24 protein-coding genes are annotated in these 21,882 nt (G+C 45.8%); 14 read left to right on the top strand and 10 right to left on the bottom strand.

The genetic code is table 11. The annotated features are described in order from the left end of the window. Positions 1 to 326: hypothetical protein (locus tag PHF32_04995; GenBank protein MDD4560084.1), on the bottom strand; the 326-nt coding region annotated here is incomplete at its 3' end. A gap of 578 nt (positions 327 to 904) precedes the next feature. On the opposite strand from PHF32_04995, the gene PHF32_04990 reads away from it, so the two are divergent. Together PHF32_04990 and PHF32_04985 are read left to right on the top strand one after the other, a co-directional pair. Beyond that, on the top strand, positions 905 to 1,282 hold the full coding sequence (locus PHF32_04990; protein ID MDD4560083.1) for a 4Fe-4S binding protein: 378 nt from the start codon (positions 905 to 907) through the stop codon (positions 1,280 to 1,282). Between the two features lie 9 nt (positions 1,283 to 1,291). Then, positions 1,292 to 3,424 (top strand): aldehyde ferredoxin oxidoreductase C-terminal domain-containing protein, encoded by a 2,133-nt coding sequence (locus tag PHF32_04985; GenBank protein MDD4560082.1) that lies wholly within the window; start codon positions 1,292 to 1,294, stop codon positions 3,422 to 3,424. A gap of 707 nt (positions 3,425 to 4,131) precedes the next feature. Here the strand turns inward: PHF32_04985 and PHF32_04980 are convergent. Beyond that, positions 4,132 to 4,347 carry a hypothetical protein gene (locus PHF32_04980; GenBank protein MDD4560081.1) on the bottom strand — a complete coding sequence of 72 codons (216 nt, stop codon included), beginning with the start codon at positions 4,345 to 4,347 and terminating at the stop codon, positions 4,132 to 4,134. Between the two features lie 464 nt (positions 4,348 to 4,811). Here PHF32_04980 and PHF32_04975 point away from each other — a divergent pair, with 464 nt between their 5' ends. The 8 genes from PHF32_04975 to PHF32_04940 all read left to right on the top strand — a co-directional run bounded on the left by PHF32_04975 (position 4,812) and on the right by PHF32_04940 (position 9,558). After that, a complete protein-coding gene (locus tag PHF32_04975; protein ID MDD4560080.1) occupies positions 4,812 to 5,081 on the top strand; it encodes a co-chaperone GroES in 270 nt (89 codons plus the stop codon). A 6-nt stretch (positions 5,082 to 5,087) separates the two neighbouring features. After that, positions 5,088 to 5,408: a thioredoxin gene (gene trxA / locus PHF32_04970; protein MDD4560079.1), complete on the top strand. Its 321-nt coding sequence runs from the start codon at positions 5,088 to 5,090 to the stop codon at positions 5,406 to 5,408. A gap of 140 nt (positions 5,409 to 5,548) precedes the next feature. Continuing rightward, positions 5,549 to 5,683, top strand: coding sequence for a 50S ribosomal protein L34 (gene rpmH / locus PHF32_04965; GenBank protein ID MDD4560078.1), 135 nt, complete (start codon positions 5,549 to 5,551; stop codon positions 5,681 to 5,683). Between the two features lie 36 nt (positions 5,684 to 5,719). After that, positions 5,720 to 6,001 (top strand): ribonuclease P protein component, encoded by a 282-nt coding sequence (rnpA, locus tag PHF32_04960; protein ID MDD4560077.1) that lies wholly within the window; start codon positions 5,720 to 5,722, stop codon positions 5,999 to 6,001. Further along, complete coding sequence (gene yidD, locus PHF32_04955) at positions 5,992 to 6,234, top strand: membrane protein insertion efficiency factor YidD (GenBank protein ID MDD4560076.1); 243 nt, start codon at positions 5,992 to 5,994, stop codon at positions 6,232 to 6,234. The genes rnpA and yidD overlap by 10 nt, the downstream gene beginning before the upstream one ends. Before the next feature lie 9 nt (positions 6,235 to 6,243). Continuing rightward, a complete protein-coding gene (gene yidC / locus PHF32_04950) occupies positions 6,244 to 7,875 on the top strand; it encodes a membrane protein insertase YidC (protein MDD4560075.1) in 1,632 nt (543 codons plus the stop codon). 4 nt (positions 7,876 to 7,879) lie between these two features. Next, entirely contained in the window at positions 7,880 to 8,761 is an 882-nt protein-coding gene (locus PHF32_04945) for a Jag N-terminal domain-containing protein (GenBank protein ID MDD4560074.1), read from the top strand. Beyond that, a complete protein-coding gene (locus PHF32_04940; GenBank protein ID MDD4560073.1) occupies positions 8,761 to 9,558 on the top strand; it encodes an MBL fold metallo-hydrolase in 798 nt (265 codons plus the stop codon). Before PHF32_04945 ends, PHF32_04940 begins: the two co-directional genes overlap by 1 nt. Before the next feature lie 84 nt (positions 9,559 to 9,642). Here PHF32_04940 and PHF32_04935 read toward each other — a convergent pair whose 3' ends face one another. Further along, on the bottom strand, positions 9,643 to 9,873 hold the full coding sequence (locus PHF32_04935; protein ID MDD4560072.1) for an LruC domain-containing protein: 231 nt from the start codon (positions 9,871 to 9,873) through the stop codon (positions 9,643 to 9,645). Further along, positions 9,866 to 10,171, bottom strand: a complete 306-nt coding sequence (locus tag PHF32_04930) for a hypothetical protein (GenBank protein ID MDD4560071.1) — start codon at positions 10,169 to 10,171, stop codon at positions 9,866 to 9,868. Before PHF32_04930 ends, PHF32_04935 begins: the two co-directional genes overlap by 8 nt. A gap of 286 nt (positions 10,172 to 10,457) precedes the next feature. Between PHF32_04930 and PHF32_04925 the strand changes: the two genes are divergently transcribed. The 4 genes from PHF32_04925 to PHF32_04910 all read left to right on the top strand — a co-directional run bounded on the left by PHF32_04925 (position 10,458) and on the right by PHF32_04910 (position 17,250). Beyond that, on the top strand, positions 10,458 to 11,831 hold the full coding sequence (locus PHF32_04925) for a hypothetical protein (protein MDD4560070.1): 1,374 nt from the start codon (positions 10,458 to 10,460) through the stop codon (positions 11,829 to 11,831). Between the two features lie 14 nt (positions 11,832 to 11,845). Further along, the gene (locus PHF32_04920) at positions 11,846 to 15,106 is read left to right on the top strand and encodes a choice-of-anchor J domain-containing protein (protein ID MDD4560069.1); all 3,261 of its coding nucleotides are present in this window, start codon (positions 11,846 to 11,848) and stop codon (positions 15,104 to 15,106) included. A 9-nt stretch (positions 15,107 to 15,115) separates the two neighbouring features. Beyond that, entirely contained in the window at positions 15,116 to 16,786 is a 1,671-nt protein-coding gene (locus PHF32_04915; protein ID MDD4560068.1) for a hypothetical protein, read from the top strand. A 182-nt stretch (positions 16,787 to 16,968) separates the two neighbouring features. Next, positions 16,969 to 17,250, top strand: coding sequence for a pyrimidine/purine nucleoside phosphorylase (locus PHF32_04910; GenBank protein MDD4560067.1), 282 nt, complete (start codon positions 16,969 to 16,971; stop codon positions 17,248 to 17,250). A 248-nt stretch (positions 17,251 to 17,498) separates the two neighbouring features. Here PHF32_04910 and PHF32_04905 read toward each other — a convergent pair whose 3' ends face one another. Genes PHF32_04905 through PHF32_04880 form a run of 6 tightly spaced genes read right to left on the bottom strand, consistent with a single transcriptional unit; the run spans position 17,499 to position 21,882 of the window. Then, positions 17,499 to 17,684 carry a hypothetical protein gene (locus PHF32_04905; GenBank protein ID MDD4560066.1) on the bottom strand — a complete coding sequence of 62 codons (186 nt, stop codon included), beginning with the start codon at positions 17,682 to 17,684 and terminating at the stop codon, positions 17,499 to 17,501. A gap of 17 nt (positions 17,685 to 17,701) precedes the next feature. Continuing rightward, positions 17,702 to 18,145, bottom strand: a complete 444-nt coding sequence (locus PHF32_04900) for a pyridoxamine 5'-phosphate oxidase family protein (protein MDD4560065.1) — start codon at positions 18,143 to 18,145, stop codon at positions 17,702 to 17,704. Between the two features lie 11 nt (positions 18,146 to 18,156). Continuing rightward, positions 18,157 to 19,017, bottom strand: coding sequence for a peptidylprolyl isomerase (locus PHF32_04895; GenBank protein ID MDD4560064.1), 861 nt, complete (start codon positions 19,015 to 19,017; stop codon positions 18,157 to 18,159). Between the two features lie 2 nt (positions 19,018 to 19,019). Beyond that, positions 19,020 to 19,766: a UDP-2,3-diacylglucosamine diphosphatase gene (locus PHF32_04890; GenBank protein ID MDD4560063.1), complete on the bottom strand. Its 747-nt coding sequence runs from the start codon at positions 19,764 to 19,766 to the stop codon at positions 19,020 to 19,022. Between the two features lies 1 nt (position 19,767). Beyond that, the gene (locus tag PHF32_04885) at positions 19,768 to 20,460 is read right to left on the bottom strand and encodes a DUF4159 domain-containing protein (GenBank protein ID MDD4560062.1); all 693 of its coding nucleotides are present in this window, start codon (positions 20,458 to 20,460) and stop codon (positions 19,768 to 19,770) included. Between the two features lie 12 nt (positions 20,461 to 20,472). Continuing rightward, positions 20,473 to 21,882, bottom strand: coding sequence for a hypothetical protein (locus tag PHF32_04880; protein MDD4560061.1), 1,410 nt, complete (start codon positions 21,880 to 21,882; stop codon positions 20,473 to 20,475).

Raw genomic sequence — 21,882 nt, 5'->3', positions numbered from 1 at the left:
AAGTCTTCTATCAACGGTATGCACTCCTTGAGATCGACTTTCCGGCTCAGAAAGGCCAAGATATCAAAGCCATGTTGCTCAAACTCCCTCCAGTAGTTGTTTACATTTCTACGGTCTGTATAACCAACCATCGTGGCAATATCCTGAAAAGTGCACAACCTGGAGCCATCTCTACAAAACAGCAATCTCAAGAATACGATAATGAACTTGATATTGGCTTTTGTTTTAGGAATACTGAATCTGACAGGGATATTCAATGAAACTACAATCTCTTCCTGGTTCAAGCTCACGTCAACGGCAGATTTCCGGTTCGATTTGTTCTTCATTTTGACACCTCAAAAGCATGTTATTTTGGGTGCCAAAGTATCTATACCATGAAATCTGTAAAGCATTTTCTTACAATTTAATAGACATTCTTTTTGTCACGTTTTAGGCTCTCAGAAACGCTCGTATTGGCCCTAAAAATCCCGAGGAGACATAAAAGGTGGTTTTTGAGAAAAGATGGCATACTGGCCTTCTTGTCAATTCGGTTTCGAAAGCATATTTTAGTCGTTTCGCCCACTTTTTCACCTAACTCATGCGCTAACTCATTGGAAATAGATCAGGTCAAAGTGAACAGTCTCATGGTTTGAGTGCAGATGACGGAAATATCCCCCATCCACATACATCTCTTAGGCTTCCCTCCCTTTGCGTAAAGCTGTGCTTAAGCAGATATCATCGGGTTATCATCGAGTGAATACCCGAGTATTACCCGATTATATCTCGATCGGCAAGCGTTAAAGTAGAGAGCTTGGCTCAGTTTCCGCAGCGGGTAATTAAATTGTGATTGACCATAAAGCACGATGGCATAAAGTTGTCACCAGAATGATAGTCATATGATATATAGGAGTATAAGGCGATGAAAATGCTGAAGACTTATCCGGAGAAGTGTATCTCTTGCCATGCGTGCGAGAGCACTTGTTCCAGTCTCTATTTCAAAGAAGACAAATCCGAGCTTTCCTGCATCCAAATTCATGACGAGACGAATCCTCCCGAAATGAATGTATGCAATCAATGCCAGACTTGTGTGGAGGCATGCCCTACGATGGCACTCGCGGTAAGCAAACAAGGTGTGGTGATGCTCTCCCGCAACCTTTGCATAGGATGCTTAATGTGTGTGGCAGTATGCCCTACAAACAGCATGCGTACGGTTTTGAGCAAGCATAATCCCTTCAAGTGCATTGCTTGTGGCGCGTGCGTGAAAACCTGCCCAGCAGAAGCCCTGGAAATAACAGAGGCATAAGGAGAAGACATGAATCGCAGAGTATTAGCTGAATACAGTTACACATTGAAACCCATCGATAAAGGATACAATCGCCGTACGCTTTATGTAAACGTAGGCACCGGAGAGATCAAAGAAAAACCTGTTTCAGACATGATGATAGATAAGTTCGTGGGAGGCAAGGGTTTTGACCTTTATCTGATGTGGCATGGCGTGAAAGACACCACCAAATGGGATGATCCCGAAAACGAAGTTTGCATCGCTTTTGGCCCCTTGTGTGGCAATACCTCGTATCCCGGCAGCGGAAAGTCCATTGTTACCACTATCTCACCATTAACGGGTATTCCCGTGGATTGCAATGTGGGTGGACACTTTGGCCCCTATTGTAAGTTTGCCGGCTTCGATGCCCTGGAACTTCAAGGCATTGCCGATGAAGAAGTTATTGTATTTATTGATGGCGACAAAGGCGTCGTGAAGATCTTGACCGCTCCCGACGAAGAGATCAACAGCCACTTGCTAGCGGAATCTCTGCATAAGGAATTTGCCGATGGCGAAGACAGGTTGCAGACTATATCCGTGGTATCTTCCGGACGTGCAGCGGACAATGTACTCATAACCTGTTTGAACTTCTCGTTCTGGGACAAGCGCCGCAAAGTTGCCCGTCTCAAACAAGCCGGACGTGGTGGCACAGGAACTGCTTTCAGACACAAAAAGATCAAGGCTTTGGTGGTGAAGTATTCCGGACTAAAAGTAGATACCAACAATCCGGCTGACCTACCCACTCTACGCAAGACAGGTCTGAAGCTGCACAAAGAGATTGAAGCCGGAGACGCTACCCAGTGCCGCATGCATCAGGTTGGTACCGCTCACCTGATGGAAATCATGAACGATTATGACCTTTTGCCCATCAAGAACTTCAAGTATGGCCAAATGCCTGAAGCCGAGGGTCTTCATTCTCGAGAGTTTACCAAGCTCTTTACCCAAGGTATGGCAGACGGCTGTTGGTATGGTTGCTCACTATCCTGCTGCAAAGCCGTAGACAATTTTAAACCCCGCACTGGTCCTTACAAGGGACAGTCGGTTACGGTTGATGGCCCGGAATACGAAACTGCCGGCGGTTGCGGCTCAAACATCTGTGTGTGGGATCCTAAAGATGTGGTGGAAATCAATTTCTATTGCGATACTTACGGTGTGGATACCATTTCTTTTGGCACCAGTGTGGCATTTGCAATGGAATGCTACGAAAACGGCATCTTGAACAAAGAACGCACCGGGGGCTTGGATCTCTCTTGGGGAAATGCCGACGATGCATTGGAGCTCTTGCATCAGATGGCTCGGGGTGAAGGTTTTGGTATGATCGTGGGTCAGGGTGTACGCAGGATGAAGAAGATCTTTGCCGAAAAGTATGGCGCCGATCCCAAATTCTTGCAAGACATCGGTATGGAAGCCAAGGGACTGGAATATTCTCAATACATGAGTAAAGAATCTTTGGCGCAGCAAGGCGGATATACCTTGGCTCTGAAAGGCCCGCAACACGATGAAGCCTGGCTGATCTTCATGGATATGGTGAATAACCATATTCCCACTTTCAAAGATAAAGCCGAAGCCCTGCACTATTTCCCCATGTTCCGTACCTGGTTTGGCTTGCAGGGATTGTGCAAGCTTCCCTGGAACGACATCGAACCTGCTGATAACGCTCAAACCGACGAACCGGCAAAGGTACCTGAACACGTTCAAAACTATGTGGATATCTACAAAGCAATCACGGGAAAACCGATGGATAAACACGAGCTGATACGTCAAAGCGAACGGGTTTACAACTTCCAGAAAGTCTTTTGCATGAGGATGGGCGGAGGTCGCCGCCAGGATGATATTCCCCCCTATCGCGCCGTAGGCCCAGTTACCGAGGAAGAATACCTTTCCCGCATTGAACGCTACGACAACTTGCTGAAAAACAAGATTGGCGTGGATCCCACAGGCAAATCTACTGCTGAGAAGATGGAAATCACCCGCCAATATCGCGAAGATCAATATCAACAACTCGTAGATGCTGTGTATGAACGTAAAGGCTGGACCAAGGAAGGTGTGCCCACTTTGGAACATCTGAAAAACATCGGCATGGATCTGCCTGAAGTAGTGGAAGTTGTAAAGCGCTTCCTGTAAGACAAAATTTACTCTTCTCCAAGCCTGTCCGCATAATTGGGCAGGCTTTTTTTTGGGTTTAGAAGCTTCATCTTGAAGCTTTTCTGAGTAACAAGCAGCTAAAAGCAGCTTTCACTATAGGAGCGAAAGAGTCTGGGTTGCTCGACAAAAAAATGACATAGAATGGAAACGGAAATAAAAGCCGCCTATTGCATGGATGTTGAATGCATTGCCGAGGGAGGCAATATCCCCCAGAAGTGGACTTCTTTACGTGGATGATGTCCTCGTAAGCAAAGTCCTTCTTCTGGTTATTCTTCACCTGGATATAGTTAGGGCGAAAGAAGCCAAACTCGTCATAGTTCTCTACGATCTGCACTTCACTGGGCAGCATGCGTTCCAGCCCCATCTACTGACCTTGAGCGTTCCGAATCTTGATCAGAAAGCCATTACCGCACGCCAGATAGAACTTCATCAGCTCCGCCAGGATAGTCGTCTGGTCTTCACAGGCAGGAAACTCCACAGCTTCCATCCAGGACTTAACCTAGCTGTTCTTGCAGTCGAACTCCATCACGGTTGCCATTGACAGGGCATCCACACAACCCGAGTGATACTCATCGGTATCCAGGAGATTGAGCAGATTGCTCATGGAGTAGGCTGGGACACTACTTTCTTAGTCTCGGCAGCTTTACTTACAAGTTGCTCAGGCATGAGCTTATCATAGTAGTTCATTAGAATATGAATCTCCGGACTTTCACTCTGTTCCTACCGACATCATATTCGGAGAAGTGTTCCAGGCATCCTGCAAGAGCATCATAGGCATCGATATAGCCATCAGGATAGGTGAGGAACTTGGATATCAGGGTTGGAGTATCCTGTCCCTCCGGGAAGAGCACCTTGGCCATCTCGACGATGGACATAAAGCATAGTTTAGACGGAAACGTCAACAATATGGACTCGGATCAGGATTTGGATGAACATCATATCAAGAATATGTCACTTCAGCTGCGCCAATTTAAACTCGACTGATGTCGGCCAACCCTTCGGATGTCCAAGTCCAGTCTAAAATCGGCCTAAATTTGAAGATACAGTGATAAAAAGACGTCCAAATACGTCTAAAACAGGCTATGCCCAAGTCCAAACGTAGTCTAATCTATCTCCAAACCAGATAAACAATTATCCACATTTGTCCAAGTGAGTGCGATTTGAAGTTTGGGGTGAGGGCTTAAAGCAGTTTTCACTGCTTCCTGATACCTCAATATCCTGACAAATAAGGGAGATAATCAAGACATGCAGGAATTTCGTCGCTTTGGCCTTGACAAAAATTAGCACTCCAAAAAAGTGTTTGCTAAGAACAAGAAACTGACTATCATAATTCTTAGGAATCATACGTAAAACTATGGAGGTTATTATGAAACTGAGACCTATCGAAGACCATGTGGTGGTGAAAACAGCCACCTCTGAAGAGAAGAAGATCGGCGGGATCATCATACCGGATACTGCCAAAGAGAAACCGCAGATAGCAGAGATTATTGCCGTGGGTACAGACGAAGACCTGCAAAAGATAGTAAAAGTAGGTGAAAAGGTGCTATATGGCAAGTATGCCGGCACCGAGATCGAGCTTGACGGCGAGAAGTATCTCATTTTATCCAAGAGCGACATTTTGGCTGTAGTCGAGTAGTTTATTATGGCAATAGTAGAAGTAAAGACTGATACCTTTGAGGCCGAAGTCTTAAAGTCCGAGATCCCGGTATTAGTAGATTTTTGGGCTCCCTGGTGCGGTCCCTGTAAAGCCTTATTGCCAATCATTCAGAAGCTTGCCGACGAAGTGGACGGCAAAGTGAAGATCTGCAAAGTAAACATCGATGAAAGCCCGGAAATTGCCGGGAAGTATTCCATCATGTCCATCCCGACCTTACTGATTTTTAAAGCAGGCACAGTAAATGACCAGCTGGTAGGATTGGTACAGAAGGGAAAGATAATGGATAAACTAAATGCGCTTTTGTAAGAGAGCATGATATCACGTACGGGCGGAAGTTCATGCTTTCGCCCGTGTCTATTTGCGAAAACACTTGACTGATTAGCTGTAGAGAAAAATCTGGTTTCTACTGAAAGAGTATCAGATGAAATCCAAAGGAGACCACATAAATGAAAAGGACTTATCAGCCATCAAACAGATCCCGCAAAAATACTCACGGCTTTCGTAGTCGCATGGCTACCAAAAACGGCCGCAAAGTATTAGCTCGTCGCAGAGCCAAAGGAAGAAAGTCGCTCTGCGTATAAGTAATGATCCGTTGGGTCAAAGCTCATCAGGAGTATATGGAATTTACTCGCGCGGAAAAAGCGATTCGATCCCGATATTTTCTCGTGCCCGTATTGCCGGACCCAGATGGACCGGCATTGGGCATCACGATCAGCAAAAAAGTGTCGAATGCGGCCTCCCGGAACAGGCTCAAACGCCGTATGAGAGCATGGTTTCGGGAACACCAGCATTCTCTGCCCGCATCCTGCAAGATGAACTTCATTGCCAGACGTGGAGCAGCGGATCTTTCTTGGCAGGAACTCTGTGAGCATCTCGGAGATACGATAAAATGCATATAAACCCAGAAGCAATTTTGAATCTGCCCTCCCGAGTTATGATTCTCTTTATTCGCTTTTATCAGATTGCCATATCTCCCTATTTACCAAAATCCTGCCGCTATAGTCCCAGTTGTTCCACTTATGCCCTACAGGCATTTCAACGTTTCAATCCTACCAAAGCTCTCTATCTGAGTGTATGGCGGATTCTGCGTTGCAACCCATTTTGCAAGGGTGGATACGACCCATTGCCATAAGGAGTCAAATTGGATAAACGAACTATTACTGCTCTTCTGATGATGTTGGTTCTATACTTGGTTTTTGATCATTTTGTGTGGAAACCGCAACGCGACAACGCCAAGTTAGCTGTCCAAAACGAGGAAGTGGTTCCGGAAAGTCCAGTAAACGCCAGTCCTGACAGCCTGTCGGATACCGTTTTACCAGCTGTGAATGCGGACAGTTTGTTCGCCCAGAACACTGAAAACCAGATCATCACCTTGGAAAACGAGAATTTCATTGTGAAGTTCAGTAATCGCGGTGCAGTAATTAGTTCCATAGAACTCAAGCACTTTGAGTTTGGCTCCGATAAATTGGTGAATTTAATTCCCGAAGACACTCAGATTTTGAACGGCATTTTGTACAGCAGTGGAGAGAACATTGATCTTAGCAAGTATAGCTTTAGCTATGCTGTGGATCCCTCTGAAAAGGCCGTCACCTTCACTCTGAATAGTCAGAATGGAGCTACAATTCGCAGAACCTATCGGTTGGACGATCAATACGGCATAAAAACAGACTTTAGTATCGACGGATTCGGCAGTGTGAACGGTATCAGGCTGGATATGTCTGCCGGCATCGCGGATAGTGAGAACAACACAAAAACAAAGGCTCAGGATTACCGCTTCTATCTGTATGCTGACAACGAAATCCTAAAAGTACCGCTCTCCAAATTACGCAAAAATCCGCCGCAGGGCAGTTACAGCAGTTTTGCCTGGGCAGCAGTTCGCAGCAAGTATTTCACTCTCGCTATCAAAGAGAATGAACCTCCGCTATGCAAAAGCTTTTCCACTAGCCTAAACGAAGATACCGGGAATCCGGGTTTTGCCATCGATAGCTTCAGCAAAGATGCCAAGGCAAACTGGCAACAGAGCTTTGTACTCTATGCCGGTCCTGCAGATGCCAATATCCTGAAAACATACGGCAGACAGATGGAAAACATTGCGGAACGCGGAGCCAATTGGCTGCGCTGGTTGGCAAACATCTTTGCTTGGTTCCTGAGTTGGCTTCATACCTACATCAAGAATTATGGTGTGGTGATCATTATCTTTGCCCTGATCATTAAGGTGCTTTTACACCCTCTTACCCACAAGAGTATGCAGGCTTCTCTGAAGATGCAGAAGATTCAGCCACAGATGCAGTATCTGCAAAAGAAATACAAGGATGACCCAAAAACTTTACAATTGGAGATAAGCAAGTTGTACAAAGAAGCAGGAGCAAATCCCCTGTCCGGATGTCTGCCACTACTTCTGCAAATGCCTATCTTTATATCGCTTTACAACGTATTGCGCTATTCAATCGATATGCGTAATGCAGGTTTTGTCCTATGGTTAAAGGATCTCTCCGAGCCGGATCCTTATCTGATACTTCCCATCATCATGGGTGTCTTTATGGTAATCCAATCCTTGATGATGAAACCCCCCAAGGGGAACCCTGAAGAAATGGACGACAAGCAAAAGGCAGCGCAATCATCACAAAAAATGATGACGTGGATTATGCCGATCATGATGTTCTTCATCTTCCGTAGTATGCCTGCCGGATTGGTGCTGTACTGGACAGTGTTCAATATCTTCTCGGTTATTCAGCAGTATTATCTGCTAAAACTCAACAAAAATAAGGAATAGTTTAATGACCACAATCGATAAAAGCGGTGTCTCCGTTGAAGAGATCATCCGCACTTTTCGCCGTGAGCACAATATAAAAGATCACGAGCTAAAATACGAAATTCTAAAAAAACCAAGCAAGGGATTCTTTGGCCTGTTTGCAAACAAATCAGCGTTGGTTCGCTTTCAACTACCCGAGAATGAGGATAGAATACGACTCTTTACTGAATCTTTACTATGCAAAATGGGAATTAGCTTCTCAGACATCACATCCAAAAAGGAAGGGAAAACCCTCTTTCTGACCGTAAATGGCATCGTGGAGACCGGATTCATTATCGGGAAAAACGGAACTATGCTGGAGACTATTCAATACCTGATCAATAGAGTTTTTGAGGGAGATCGTACGATTGATCGCATCTATCTGGATGCCGATGGTTATCGCCAGCGCCGCGAATCCCAGTTCCTCAGCAAGTTTCTGCCTCGCATCAATCAGATCAAGACCAGTGGCAATTCACTAACCCTGGAGCCCATGAGCCCCGGAGAACGCCGTATAATCCATCGCCATATCGAAAAAGACAAAGGCCTGAAAACCCTTACCATTGGTGAGGGCGAAAACAAACGCATAGTGGTCTTCTCTGCCAAAATGAAAGAAAGTGAAGTTCTGCAGCAAAACGGTAAAGCTAAAAACGAATCAGGCGAAGCAAAGCCAGATGAGAACAAAGCAAAACCCAGTCCTAGACACCACAGAGCTCCACAGAAGAAGCGTGATACCGATCAGAACTCTCCCGATAAAAGCACTAGCGCTGAGACAGATCCCATTCCTTCTGTACCGAAGAAGCGCAGTCCTCGAAAGCCAGATTACCGCAATCGCAAACCTCGTCCCAAAACCGAAAACGGCGATAAGTAGTGAATAAAGTCTTCAAGGTTTACGCCGGAAACTATTGGTCTGATGGTGGTGCACTGATGGGTGTACTACCCTATGCCATATGGAAAGATAAAATAAAATCCGACGATAGACGACGCCAAAAGATGGACTTGAATCTGCTGCTGATAGTTAAAGGTCAAAAGCGAATCCTGATAGATACCGGATTGGGTAACAGGTTGAATCACAAACAACGTGAGATTTATCAGCCCAGCGAATTTGCCCTGCTGGCATCGCTAGCTGAATTGGGCTATACAGACAAGGATATCACAGACGTGATAATGACACATCTTCATTTCGACCATGCCGGCGGAATTGTAACTGGATTTGGAAATCATGACGCACTTACCTTCCCCAAAGCCAAATACTGGATCCAGAAGGATGAATGGAACATTGCCAGGACCCCCGACGGATTGAATAAGGCTGCATATCAGTTTGAACATCAGATGAAGCTTCTGGAAGATCACGGCAACATCGAATTGATCGATAGTGAAGTGGAGATATATCCGGGAATCAGCTGTGTGAAATGCGGTGGTCATACAGTTGGAAGTCAATACATACAGATCGACAGTCCGGATGCTTTCTACATCTATGCCGGTGACATTATTGCCACTCAGTTTCACACTTCATTAGCAATAACCTCAGCCTATGATGTGTGTCGTCAGGATACTTTCAAGGCCAAGCAAGATATTTATGAACGCTTGAAAGCTAGAAACGGCATCCTCTTGCTGGATCACGATACCCGGGAATGGGAAGTTCCCATCAGTTCATTGAGAGTCTGATTTCCCCAACAAAACTAACCATCCATTTTAAACATAGAACCCCGGCTTCATAACTGGGGTTCTATGTATAGCTCTCAAGGACTCTTATCTATCGTAGATAAATGCGGGATTTATGTCTCCGTTTTCGAGATCATACCAATCCTGATAGGTGCTGCCGCCGCTTTTGGCCCAAGGTGCAAATCTGTAATAGGATTGACTGATCTCTTTGTGTTCTATGGGATAATTCCATCGTATGGGCAAATCCAGTGCCCAGGGTAAGTTTGTCGCAGACTTGTAATATCTGTTTTCCGAGAGGTTGGTGGTATCATCATCCATTCCAAACAGTGCCGCATCTGCATGTATTGTGGGAGGATAACCTCTCGTGCCCTAATACCCGGTTCACCATCAGATAGGGATTCCAAAATCCCCAGATAGGCAAGGTACTCTGATCGATTGACTCTATCAATGTTAGCTCAAAACTGATCGGGACAGGTTCACCATGGATTTGTTCCGGTTGAGTGTTCCAGAATACACCGCTTCCAAGCACTGTCACAAAGTCGTTTGTAGAGGACATCACTTCAACGCTACCGGTCATTTCGTAGTTAAAGTCATGCGGAACTTTCAGGTCTTTCATGTCCACTTCCTGGATGCATTTTGTTGATTCTTCGAGACACTCTGCTTTCAAATCCTCACTTCCGTTTTCAATAATAGTCTTGATCCCCATCAGGATTCAATGGATCAGCTTTACGGGTACGTTCAGAAGACCATTTACCGGACATCATGTAAATTTAGTCAAAAAGTTCTTGACAACTTCAGCATAGTTCGTAATCTCGGATATGCATGCTTAAAAGCATCATATACAGTATAGTTACAGTACCATGAACAGCGTATTTATTGAATTACGCATATAGGAGTTTTCAGTGACTTTAATCAAAAACATTCAAATTGTTTCTCGACACTCACAGGTGATGGAGTTGGCCAATGACCTCAAATTCAGTATGATCCGCGCTCTCATTGCTTCTGCTGCCACCTGTCAGCAATTGGCCACAGCATTCGGGGTCAGTAAACAGAAAGTTCATTACAATCTCACCAAGCTATTGGATGAGGGATTTATCCAGATTGTTGATGATATGGTAGATAACGGAAAAGAGGTATATTACAGGGCTACGGCAAAGAACTATATATTGGACTTTGCTTTGGGCGAGCATTTGAGTGACGGCACCATCAACGGCCGCAGTGTAATTCAAAGCATCCTGGAGAGTGAATACAAGCTCCCCCTTTCACTGATCGCATCCCGCATATTACAGGAATCCCTGAAGCTCAAACCGCGCCAAAAGCTACTAATCGTTACGGGAAAGTTCAACTTCCCATTAGTTGAGAAGATACTGGCAGAAGCCGGTAGATTGAGCATCCGCTGTTCCCTGCTATATCAGGATGAAGAGATGATTCGCAATAAATACGAAAACTACAGTTTACCTGCCTTCAATGCGGATTACGATAATTTCAACCGCTTACTTCGCAGCAGCGACGCCTATCTGAATCTAAACGGCGAAACCAGATACATCCCCCTGTCGAACCCAGAAAAGCAAAAACTACGGCAATCTCACTTCAGCAAAAGCACTCAGATAATCCAACAGAAGAAGATCAGAGTAGCGATGATGCCGGGCTTATTGAACGACACTCTATCGGATAAAGCGATCGAAAGCGAACTGCAGTTTTGGAAAGCGCTCGACATAGATTACGAGAGCTTGAGCAGGAACACCATCCAGATGTGTGAAAAGCTTTCTGGATGCCAATATCTGGATGTGAAGGGCAACGATTCTTCACTGCGATTCTTGTTGAAAGGAGTATATGCGGAAACCGGTTCTTTCACAAACAGTAAGTATCAATGTCCAGTAATCAATTATCCCGGAGGAGAGGTGTTGATGGTACCTCAACCCATGTCCATGAACGGCGAGATCCGTGGTGATGTAGCCTATGCCTTCGGTGAGAAGATCGATAAACCCCTGCTTCAGATCAAGAACAACGAGATCAAGACCTATTCTGCTGCAAGTAATGAAGAGCTGCTGGGTAAAGCGATTATCAGCGGAGGAATTGACGGCAGGAAAGTAGCGCTGATCTGCCTTGGCACCAATCCCAACATATCTTTGGCCAATATCGACAACTCCTACAAACAGAAATCCCGTGGGCTTCTCTCCTTTTATTGGGGTGACAATCGTCCCCTTGGAGGAGATGTGGCCGGCATAAATGAATGGTTCGTTCAAATTGAACAACCCCAACTGAGTTTCAACTAACGAGAGGTATAAAGATGAAAGCTATTATAGGAACTATCCTGATTCTAATGTGTTCCACCATCCTGATGGCGCAATGGCACATAGATGAAGGCTTCGAAGGGATTACTACTCTTCCTCAAGGCTGGAGCGTGTTTGACGACGGCGACGGTTTGACATGGAGAAATTTTGAACACGCCAACGCACACACAGGCAGCCGCGCTGCTTTTGTGGACAACTATCTGCCCAACCAGAACGCTGACTGGCTGATTACTCCCCAGATTAGCGTTAATGCGGGCGACAATCTCGAGTTTTACACACGCGCCTGGTATGGAACAGAGGACCTGAAGGTATATGTATCCACCACTCTGGCCCAGCCTGGTGCCATGAGCACACTGCTCCTGAATTTGAATGATCTGGGCAATTCCTATGAATACGCAGAAGTATCCTTGAGTAGCTATATTGGAATGAATATCTACATTGGTTTCTTCTGGGAATGCAGCACCTATGGTATCCTCTTGGACGATGTAAGGATAGGTCAGGAAATCGCCATAGATCCGGAGTTGAATCTTCCGGAATCCGTATCGATGTTTCTCAGTGACTCCCTCACAATGGATTTCAGTGATTACATAACATGCTCAGACATCAGCATGGTAAGCTTGAGTTCTGAACCCAGCGACAATATAGACGTAACAATCTCCGGTTTGAACGTACACTTAAGTTCAAACGATTTTGTGGGCAACGAAGCGTTGGTATTCACTCTGAACGACGGTTATACCGGTTTGATCGCCATAGATACACTCGAGGTGATAGTATTGGAAGATCCAGCGGTTGATCTTTACTTCTCTGAGGTTATTTCCCCTCGTGTCATAGAATACCAGAACCTCCCCATGATCCCGGTAATAGAAGTAAGCAATGGCGGATGGACAGCCTTCAACGACTATATTGATGTAGATTTGGAGGTCTATTCCTCCGCCAATGAATTGCTGCACAGCGATGCTCTAAGCCATATGATGGAGCTCAGTCCCGGCGGTAGCGCCATCCTAAGCATGTCAAACAGCTTTATCCCTGCCGATGAAGAAGAATTGCGCTTTGAGTTTACTATCGGTACTGAAGACTCGAACCCAGATAACAACGTCTTTGTAGCTTATACTACGATTGTTTACCGCTTCACCAGTGGAGGTCCGGACACCTTTGGTTACCGTTATCTGGACAGCAATGATCCCTTGGGACCAGACTACGACTGGATTGAGATTAGCGAAACCGGAGCTTCATCCATTATGTTCGGTGTAAACTCTTTTTCCGGAGATGATAACTTCAGTGAAGCTGTACCCCTGGGCTTCAGCTTCCCATTTTATGGTGAGAACTTCACAACCGCTTACATCGATATCAATGGTGAGATCCTTTTAGCACCCAACAACTGGCAAACTGAATACCCAGATGACGGATGGGACAGTGACGGCAACATGTTCAACTATATGTATCCCATTCCAGGTTACGTTCAGATGCCGGCGTTGATTGCCGTATATTGGGATGATCTGGAAGCCGATGAAGGTGTGGGCAACGTCTTTTTTGAAACTTTTGGTACTGCGCCCAACCGCTATACCGTGGTGCAATGGAACAACCTTAGATTCCGCGCTGGTAGCGGAGCTGAAGAACTCTTGAAATTCCAGGTAATCTTGCACGAGAACGGTGAAATCAAGATGCAGTATCACACTGTTGCCACTGGACAGACAGGTGCCAGCATTCCGCATGACTTTGGAGCCAGTTCCACCGTTGCCATCCAAAATCGAGCTGCCAACAGCGGTCTTCCATACCTCCGAGAGATCGTGCAAGACAACACCTATATGGGTGTGGAACCTGCTGGTAACTTGCTTCACGACGGCTTGGCCATCGTCTTTTACTCCGGTGAGGATGATCAAGACCCCATCATAACTCACAAAGCCAAAGGCAATACCTTCATGCAACATCAGGAACTGATTGCCACCATCATAGATATGACTGCTCCTATCAATGCCGAAATGCACTACAATACCGGCGAAGGCTGGACAAGTGTAGAAGCAGACACTGTGATTGGCAGTGAATACTATTTCAACATCATGAATATCCCCCTGGGCAGCACAGTATCCTATTACTTTGAAGCTACGGATGGCGTGGGAAATACTTCCACCCTGCCTGTAGAAGCCCCCGGCCAATGCTACAGCTTTAAAGTCCTGCCTACGGCTGATTCAAAGGTGCTGATAGCCTACAGCGGCACACAGGATTATAACCGCATCGAGCTGCCGATATATGAAAACCTGCTTACAGAATTGAACATCGATTACGATATCTACAATTGGGAAGAATATTCAAACTACGAGATACCGGATTCATACCAGGGAATTATAGCTTATGCCAACACAGGGTCAGCAAATGAGAAAATGCACTACTTCGCCACTCAGCTCAGCAGCTATCTGGATAGCGGCACAGATCAGGATCCCCGCAATCTCTGGTTTGCTTCAGACGGCTTAGCTTCTTCCCAACATGCCCACCCGAATTCCAGCAGCATCAGGCGTTTGATGAGTGGATATTTCCGCACATCCTATGTGGCTTCTGGTTTTGGAGGAGGCACAAATGGCCTGGGCGGTCCAGACAGTTATACCTATGTGAGCGGAACCATTCTGGCTTTGCCTGGTACTCCTGTGGGAACCGTGGACATGGAATACCCGGTTTATGCGAATTCTCCAGATTGCATCTTCCCCAATGATGCAGCCGGTGATCCCTATTATAACTCAGTTCCTTATCCCGAAATCGGCGCAGAATACATTTATGCTTTTGAAGACGGACCTATCGGCGGCCAAGCCTATCTTTATCACGGAATAGCCGCAACTGCCGTAGAAACTCCCTCTTTTAGAACCCTGTATTTTAGCTTCGACTTCTCCCAGCTCAGCAATCCCAATCACCGCATGGAATGGATTCAAGACCTGATGAACTGGTGGGATATCAGCACTTCGGCTATTGGCGATGCCAACAGTCCGGTGATATCCGCCGGTATCACCAATGTGTATCCAAATCCTTTTAATCCTACTACAAATATTGCATTCACTCTTTCTGATCCCGGAGATGTACGCGTAGAAATATATAACATCAAGGGGCAGAAAGTAAAAGTACTGATGAACGAGAATAAGAACGCAGGCATGCACACCGTGGTTTGGGATGGCACAGATGACAATAAAAAGGGTGTAGCAAGTGGAGTGTACTACGTCCGTTTCAGCAGTCATCAAACTACTCAGATCCGAAAACTAACTATGATCAAATAAGGGGACAACATGCAAAAGACAATTATACTGATCCTGGGCTTTGCCTTAAGCCTGTCCTTCCTCTGTGCCGGAGATTATATAATCGGCACTGATGACGACACTCAAAACAAAGTGCCGTTATATGGTTATGCGAATTACGGTTGGAGCAAATTCTTCTACAAAGCAGATGAATTGCAAGCTGCCGGATTCACCACACAACAGACTATCGAAAGAATCGCCTTCTACGTGGATAATGAGAAGACAAACTACATAACCGACAGCCAGAAGGTTTACATGGGCGTTTACTACGATGACCAATATTCAAATGGTAATTACCAAAACCCCGCATACCATACTCTGGTATATGACGGGACAGTATCCTGGAACGGCCCCGGCTGGCAGGAAATTACTCTTCAAACACCCTATACCTTTAATCCCGCAAATGGTTGGCATCTGGAAATCCTGTGGGAAGATCGTGATGGAGTAAAAGTATCCGGCCCACCAAGTTTCCGCACTACCGAAACTTCATTCTATAGTGCTGTGTACAAGAACGGTACTTCTTTCTCTACCAGCAGCGGAACCCGCAAGCGGGATTATCGCCCTAATATCTGGCTAATGAGCACTCCCGATGCCCCGCCACCTCCTGCCACAGCAATTATACCCGCAGACGCGGCCATAGACGTCCCCATCGATACCATGCTGAAATGGGAACACAATGGCGGAATGCCCACTGGATATATGCTCTGGTTTGGCACAGACAATCCTCCCTCAAACATCATCAACGCCCAGAGTGTGAGCGAAACCAGATACACACTGCCTGATAGACTGAACTATGATACTCAGTACTACTGGAGAGTGATACCGCAAAACGATATTGCTCCGGCTATCAACTGCCCGGTATGGTCGTTCACCACAGAAGCTGATCCGGCAATAGTGCTATACCCTCACTTGGAAACATTCGACGGGGATTTTCCACCTGTGGGTTGGACTCACTACGCTGGTACATTGAGCGATCCCATCACGTTTGGAACTCTGAACGGCAGCCAATGGGATAGCGATGACTGGCTAAACTATTCCGGAACCGATAAAGCCGCCAGGATAAACATCTGGGGGTCTGTCAGCGGATATTTGGTATCACCGATGTTCAACATCCCCTCAGAAAACTATGTGATGAAGATAGACGCTGCGATACTAAGATATGGTCAGACTCCCGAAGGAACTCCCCCAAATTACAGCGCTACAGACGATCAGTTTGCTATCTTGATCGGAGATGGATTCACCTGGGAAATGGCAGATATTGTAAGGGAGTACAATAACACTGGTTCAGAATATGTGCTGAACAATATCCCAATGGCCGGCGAGACCATCTCTATTTCTCTGGCAGAACATACTGGTCATATTCGCATCGCCTTTTTTGCCGGTTCACAGATAAACAACGACGATAACGATTATATGCTGAACAATTTCTGGATCGGTGACGCAGATTATAGCTATCCAACCCCCGAAGTTCAGATCGTGAAAGACGCAATTACCGGCGCTCCGCATCTGAGCTGGAATCCCATCCCTTATGCACGCAAATATAACATATACAAAACTAACGATCCAAGTATGGATTACACTCATTTCAAAAGTATCAGCGGAACGTCTTATGTGGCGGATCCGGCGGAAAGCAAAGCATTTTTCAAAATCACGGCAGAGTAGGATTTTCACTCTGATGCTTCTCTAATATTCGAAATTCTGTTATCGCACATTACGAGGCGCTCGCACAGCGCCTCGTTCTTCTAGTCATATAGCCCAAGCCCTTTTCAACCCGTTTTTCCCCTTGACCTAAAAGGGACACATGCAAAAGCTGGATTTATAAGAATGAATACTAGGAGTAAGAAATGTTGAAGACGAATGAGTATTTCGAAGGAAAGGTAAAGTCAATTGCTTTAAACAACAGTCTGGGCAATTCCACCATCGGCGTGATGGACATCGGAGAGTATGAATTCGGAACCTCCACCATCGAATACATGACGGTTATCAGCGGTACCTTGATTGTGAAACTTCCGGGTGCCAGCAATTGGAAAGAATACACTCCAAACGAGACCTTTATCGTGGCAGCCAATCAAAAATTCCAACTGAAAGTAAAAGATCAAACTGCATATCTCTGCCGCTACGAATAAAGCATTATTCACAGATACTGTAACCTGGGGCCAAAGTCTCGGGTTTTTTATATTCAGAAAGGCAAATGCTACAAAGCCTCAGACATCTCCCCTTGTAGATGAACTCGTACCGATCGGGATATAAAGCTGTTATTATCGAGTGAGCACCCGATGATAACTGGATAATATCAGCTTTATCTCTCCTTAAGCTACAGGGAATGCCCGGAGAAAGCGCCAGGATTCATCTACAGAGTACTTGGAACTATATACTACTTAGCGCGAAGGGCATCCAGCAATTTAGTAAGGGTCGCATCCGGATTTTCCACACTTAGAACGCGTTTATCCCCGTTGTCGAAGGTGATCACAATCTCTCCCAGAGCCTTGGTGACTTCCCTTATTTTGCTGATCACGATGTAGTTTCTGCCCAAATGTTCGTCTTTGTATTCAAATATCATCAGTTGATCCAATCTACTCAGTAGCGCTTTAGAGTGCAGCTTTGACAGTAAGTTTCTCCGGGACGGAGGTATTCTGCATAATCCGGATCGAACTCGATGAGGGTGAAATCCGGATCATCATAGCCATTGAAGTATTCGTCAAAGAAATAGCAGCGCTCTGAAGCTTCTGCCTTGAGCGCTGCATTATTTACAATCGAAGCGCGTCCCTTCAGACGAATATAGCCGGTATGGCCATCTTCACTCAAAGGTACGCATACTTCCACCAGTTTGTTGCTTTGGATCTGAGCGACCTTGGAATCTCCTGTGAAAGTAGCTAAGAAATAGCGGTCTTCCATGGTGAATAGAACCACAGGGCGTACTCTGGGCTGTTGTTTATCGCAGGTTGCCAGGTACACATATTGGTTTTGCCGGATCCATGCCATTATTTCTTGTTGCAGGGCAGATTCGTTGGTTCGAGCCATAATGTTTTCCTTTATTTGGGGAATACTACTCCGTTGATAAAGGCCTGGTTTTCTTCCAGAGGATTGTCTCGGCTGTCTCTCTTCAAGTTTTCGATGGTATGCACGATGTTCATGCCTCCGATAACCTTGCCAAATACAGTGTGTTTACCGTTCAACCGGGGAGTGCCGTCCTTTTTGGTTACGATAAAGAACTGGCTTCCATTGGTATTGGGACCGCTGTTTGCCATGGCGATGGTGCCGTAGTCCGCTGATGCTTTCAATACTTTGGAATAGATCTTTTCTTCCACTCTGCCCAGTTCTTTGTAGTACTCAACCGGATGAGCCATGATGGGATCCAATGCTTGAGCTTTCTGACATGCTTTTACGATCTCTGCCAATTCGGGATTGGGGGTGCGGTTCTTTTGCATGTGAGGCACGATAATCTGAGTCCAGATCGTTTCGGCTTGATCTGTAGTGGTGATGGCGCCGGTAAGTTCCACGCCTTCGCCATAACATTCGTCTTCAAACATGTATCCGGGACCGCCCTGACCATCGTTCATCCGGTTATCGTCCTTGGTATTGGGATCTCCGCCTTGAATCATGAAATCCGGAATCACGCGGTGGAAGTATGTGCCGGTATAGAATCCTTCCCGTCCCAGCTTCACGAAGTTTTCAACCGTTTTGGGAGCTATATCCGGCCACAGTTCAAGTTCGATCATTCCATAAGATGTTTGCAGGTTTACTTTTAGAGTGTTTTTCGGGGTTTCAATCACAGGTGTCTCCTTTGTGGTATCATTTGCTTGATCTCTGTTTTGAGTATAAAGCATAGTGAGTCCCAACACCAGAATCACAGGAATCAGGATCAGCGCGAGGTAGTTTCGCTTAAATGTCATGCTTAGTCTCCTTTTATCATATTAAACTGCTTTAGTTCTATCTTGCCGGAGATGATCTCCACAAAACTGTGGTGTTTGATCCAGTCTCCGCTGTTTACGTAGTATCCGCCATCGATCTCCTTAAAGAGAGGGTCGTGGCTGTGCCCCATCACCACATAGTCCGCCTTTTTAAGCAGGATCAGCTCTTTTGCGTAGCTTTCCAAACCGAAGTTTTTCAGTTTCCGCAAGGAGACGGGATCCTTGCGCGCTCTGCTGCTGCGGGACAATCTACTGCCCAATCCCAAGGCAAGATCAGGGTGCAGCCAGCCAAACATCCGCTTCATCAAAGGTAATCTGATCACGCGGCGGAAGAGCTTGTAACGCATATCATTCACAGTATGAGTATCACCATGACAGATGTGGATCTTTTTACCGTCACTTTCCAAAGAAAATGATTCATCCACCAATTCCACATTCAGATACTCAGGCAGAAAATCGGCAAACCAAAAATCGTGATTTCCGCTAATCTGAACTATGCGGCAACCGGAGCAGGAGAGTTCGTAAAGCTTTACCAATATCGGAAAATACTGTTTGATGATGCAGTACTTCCAATCGTACCAAAGGTCAAAGACATCTCCGTTTAATACCAATAAATCGTATTTACCCTGGGCTTGATCCAGAAAATCCAGCACTATACGGCTGTTTTCCACATCATCAACAGTGGGAGGTGTGAATTTGAAATGGAGATCTGAGATCACGCAGATATTCATGTCACTTTACCATGATGTAGTGGATTATGTTCAAGCCAAAGCTGAGTGCTATTTCCCGTAAATCATCGGGATCGCCATGAGTATCGGGATCCGCCCAGCCATCGCTGATATTGGTTTCATAAGTGTAAAGCATCATCATGCGTCCGTAATCGTCGAACATGGCAAAAGCTTGCGGTGGATTATCATCGTGTTCGTGAATCTTCGGTAATCCACCAGAAAAATCGAAATAGGAATTGAAAAGGGGATGGCTCGCATCCAGTTCAATAAGCTCACGTTCGGGAAAGACGCGTTTAATCTCCCGGCGGAATGCGCTGTCCATACCATAATCATCATCAGCATATAGAAAACCTCCGCGCAGCATCCAGCTTCTCAGGTTTGCTATCTCTATATCGCTGAAACGGATGTTTCCGTGACCGGTGAGGTACACAAAAGGATAGTCAAAGAGCTTGGTATCGTCGGCTTTCACAATGTTTTGGTCGATGGGTATGTTGGAGTGAAGATGCTTATTTACAAATCTGGTGAGATTTGGCAGCACTTCAGGATCGTTGTACCAATCTCCCCCCCCATCATACTGCAGACGGGCAAAGCTTGTCTTGATGGGACTCTCCACCACAGCCAGGATATAGCTGGAGATAGCCATAATAAGTATAATCAACGCAAATCTGGCGGTTGTATGGTGGGGAAAAGAATGCATCTTGATTTACCTCTAATTGGCTATCTTGAGCTTAATGCAGATGAGCCCATCATTTACTATTGCATAGAAACAACCGGCAAAATTGTCGTAAGCAGAAAGACTGAGGATATCTTCTTTGAAGGAGATAGTGGAAAGGTTCTCACCTCTTTGAGCGTCCACGACTGTGATGTGGCGGGACGAAGGCACAATAGTGATGGAACGATTCAGGCGGGGATCATCCTCGGGGCTGATGCTGCTTGGTTCCAATATACCAAAATCCGTGACGGGGCTGTTTAAATCCTGTTGCCAGCTTTGACTGCCATCTTCCTTGAAGCCAAAGGCTTTATCTCCCTCAAGACATATCAGAAGGGTATGTTCAGTAAAAAACGCAGAACTGATCCTATGATCAAAATACTTTTTCCAAACGAGTTTGCGGCTTTTTTTATTGAAGGCAATCAGACTATTTTCGGATGCCAGATAAATGTTGTCCACACTAAAGACTGGGGCTATGGTAACCTGATAATCCAGAGTGGAAGTCCAAAGGATGTCCAGCTCAATGTCTCTAGCGGGCAGGTTTACTATGCGATCCAGATATTTAATCAGGTTATGTGTGTCCATGGTGAGATTGTTTGGGATCTGGCCCAATCTCAAAGCCGCATTGCGTTTCATGGTAATCCTGGTACGGTGCAAGACCTGATCCAGAAAGCGATTACCAAAAAGCATATAGATGATGGCAATGGTTGTGAGTATAATAATGACCCAGGTACTGATCTGCAGGCGGGACATTTTTCTTCGTCTGGGCTTAATGAGATGAGCTTTGCCCTCGATGATCAACCACATTGGATTTTCAGAACCGCCAAAGGACTCAACATAGTGGTTCAAGCTTGCGAGATCGCCGTGGTTCTCAAATACTTGGTTGCAGAGATTCCCGCTGAGTACTAGAAAGCGATTGTTTTCGGCGACAAAGATACGCTGTACTTTGATGGGTATGTCTTTATCGGCAAAACCCAACAGATTTAGCTTTTCCAGGCTTTGCATCTGGTAATGACGATAATCCGTACCGCATACACGCAGTTTCTTGCCATCCGAGATAGCGCAGAAAAGCCTGCCAAACTGGACGTAAAATATCTCGTGGTCAAAGATGACAGCAAAGAAAATGGAGAGCCCTTTTTCGGAAAGGTTCAAACGGCGTAACCGGGCATGCATCTTCCAATGAAGCTCGCCGATGAAGCTTTTCAGCCATTTCTCCACCTCTACTCTGCTAATAGTGTTCACTTCGGAATTACGGACGTTTAGCTTGAGGTCGGCTCCTATTTCTTCCAGTTGCTCGCTTTTTTCAGGATGCCACATCATCAAAACCCACCCGAAACGTCCATCCTGGCTGAAGTATTTGTCTATGAAAGAATTGGGAGGATTGTCCCGCAAGCTTTGCACGGCTATCAT

Source organism: Candidatus Cloacimonadota bacterium (genome assembly GCA_028706475.1).
GTDB lineage: Bacteria > Cloacimonadota > Cloacimonadia > Cloacimonadales > Cloacimonadaceae > UBA5456.
This window is presented reverse-complemented; position numbering and strand designations above follow the sequence as displayed.

Excerpts from the sequence above, each read along its gene's own strand:
- PHF32_04985 (MDD4560082.1), top strand. The coding sequence starts at position 1,292 with ATGAATCGCAGAGTATTAGCTGAATACAGTTACACATTGAAACCCATC.
- rpmH (MDD4560078.1), top strand. The coding sequence starts at position 5,549 with ATGAAAAGGACTTATCAGCCATCAAACAGATCCCGCAAAAATACTCAC.
- PHF32_04905 (MDD4560066.1), bottom strand. The coding sequence starts at position 17,684 with ATGATATTTGAATACAAAGACGAACATTTGGGCAGAAACTACATCGTG.
- PHF32_04895 (MDD4560064.1), bottom strand. The coding sequence starts at position 19,017 with ATGACATTTAAGCGAAACTACCTCGCGCTGATCCTGATTCCTGTGATT.
- trxA (MDD4560079.1), top strand. The coding sequence starts at position 5,088 with ATGGCAATAGTAGAAGTAAAGACTGATACCTTTGAGGCCGAAGTCTTA.
- PHF32_04975 (MDD4560080.1), top strand. The coding sequence starts at position 4,812 with ATGAAACTGAGACCTATCGAAGACCATGTGGTGGTGAAAACAGCCACC.
- PHF32_04885 (MDD4560062.1), bottom strand. The coding sequence starts at position 20,460 with ATGCATTCTTTTCCCCACCATACAACCGCCAGATTTGCGTTGATTATA.
- PHF32_04930 (MDD4560071.1), bottom strand. The coding sequence starts at position 10,171 with ATGAAAGACCTGAAAGTTCCGCATGACTTTAACTACGAAATGACCGGT.
- yidD (MDD4560076.1), top strand. The coding sequence starts at position 5,992 with ATGCATATAAACCCAGAAGCAATTTTGAATCTGCCCTCCCGAGTTATG.
- PHF32_04910 (MDD4560067.1), top strand. The coding sequence starts at position 16,969 with ATGTTGAAGACGAATGAGTATTTCGAAGGAAAGGTAAAGTCAATTGCT.
- PHF32_04900 (MDD4560065.1), bottom strand. The coding sequence starts at position 18,145 with ATGGCTCGAACCAACGAATCTGCCCTGCAACAAGAAATAATGGCATGG.
- PHF32_04915 (MDD4560068.1), top strand. The coding sequence starts at position 15,116 with ATGCAAAAGACAATTATACTGATCCTGGGCTTTGCCTTAAGCCTGTCC.
- rnpA (MDD4560077.1), top strand. The coding sequence starts at position 5,720 with ATGGAATTTACTCGCGCGGAAAAAGCGATTCGATCCCGATATTTTCTC.
- PHF32_04920 (MDD4560069.1), top strand. The coding sequence starts at position 11,846 with ATGAAAGCTATTATAGGAACTATCCTGATTCTAATGTGTTCCACCATC.
- PHF32_04990 (MDD4560083.1), top strand. The coding sequence starts at position 905 with ATGCTGAAGACTTATCCGGAGAAGTGTATCTCTTGCCATGCGTGCGAG.
- PHF32_04890 (MDD4560063.1), bottom strand. The coding sequence starts at position 19,766 with ATGAATATCTGCGTGATCTCAGATCTCCATTTCAAATTCACACCTCCC.
- PHF32_04945 (MDD4560074.1), top strand. The coding sequence starts at position 7,880 with ATGACCACAATCGATAAAAGCGGTGTCTCCGTTGAAGAGATCATCCGC.
- PHF32_04935 (MDD4560072.1), bottom strand. The coding sequence starts at position 9,873 with ATGGATGATGATACCACCAACCTCTCGGAAAACAGATATTACAAGTCT.
- PHF32_04880 (MDD4560061.1), bottom strand. The coding sequence starts at position 21,882 with ATGATAGCCGTGCAAAGCTTGCGGGACAATCCTCCCAATTCTTTCATA.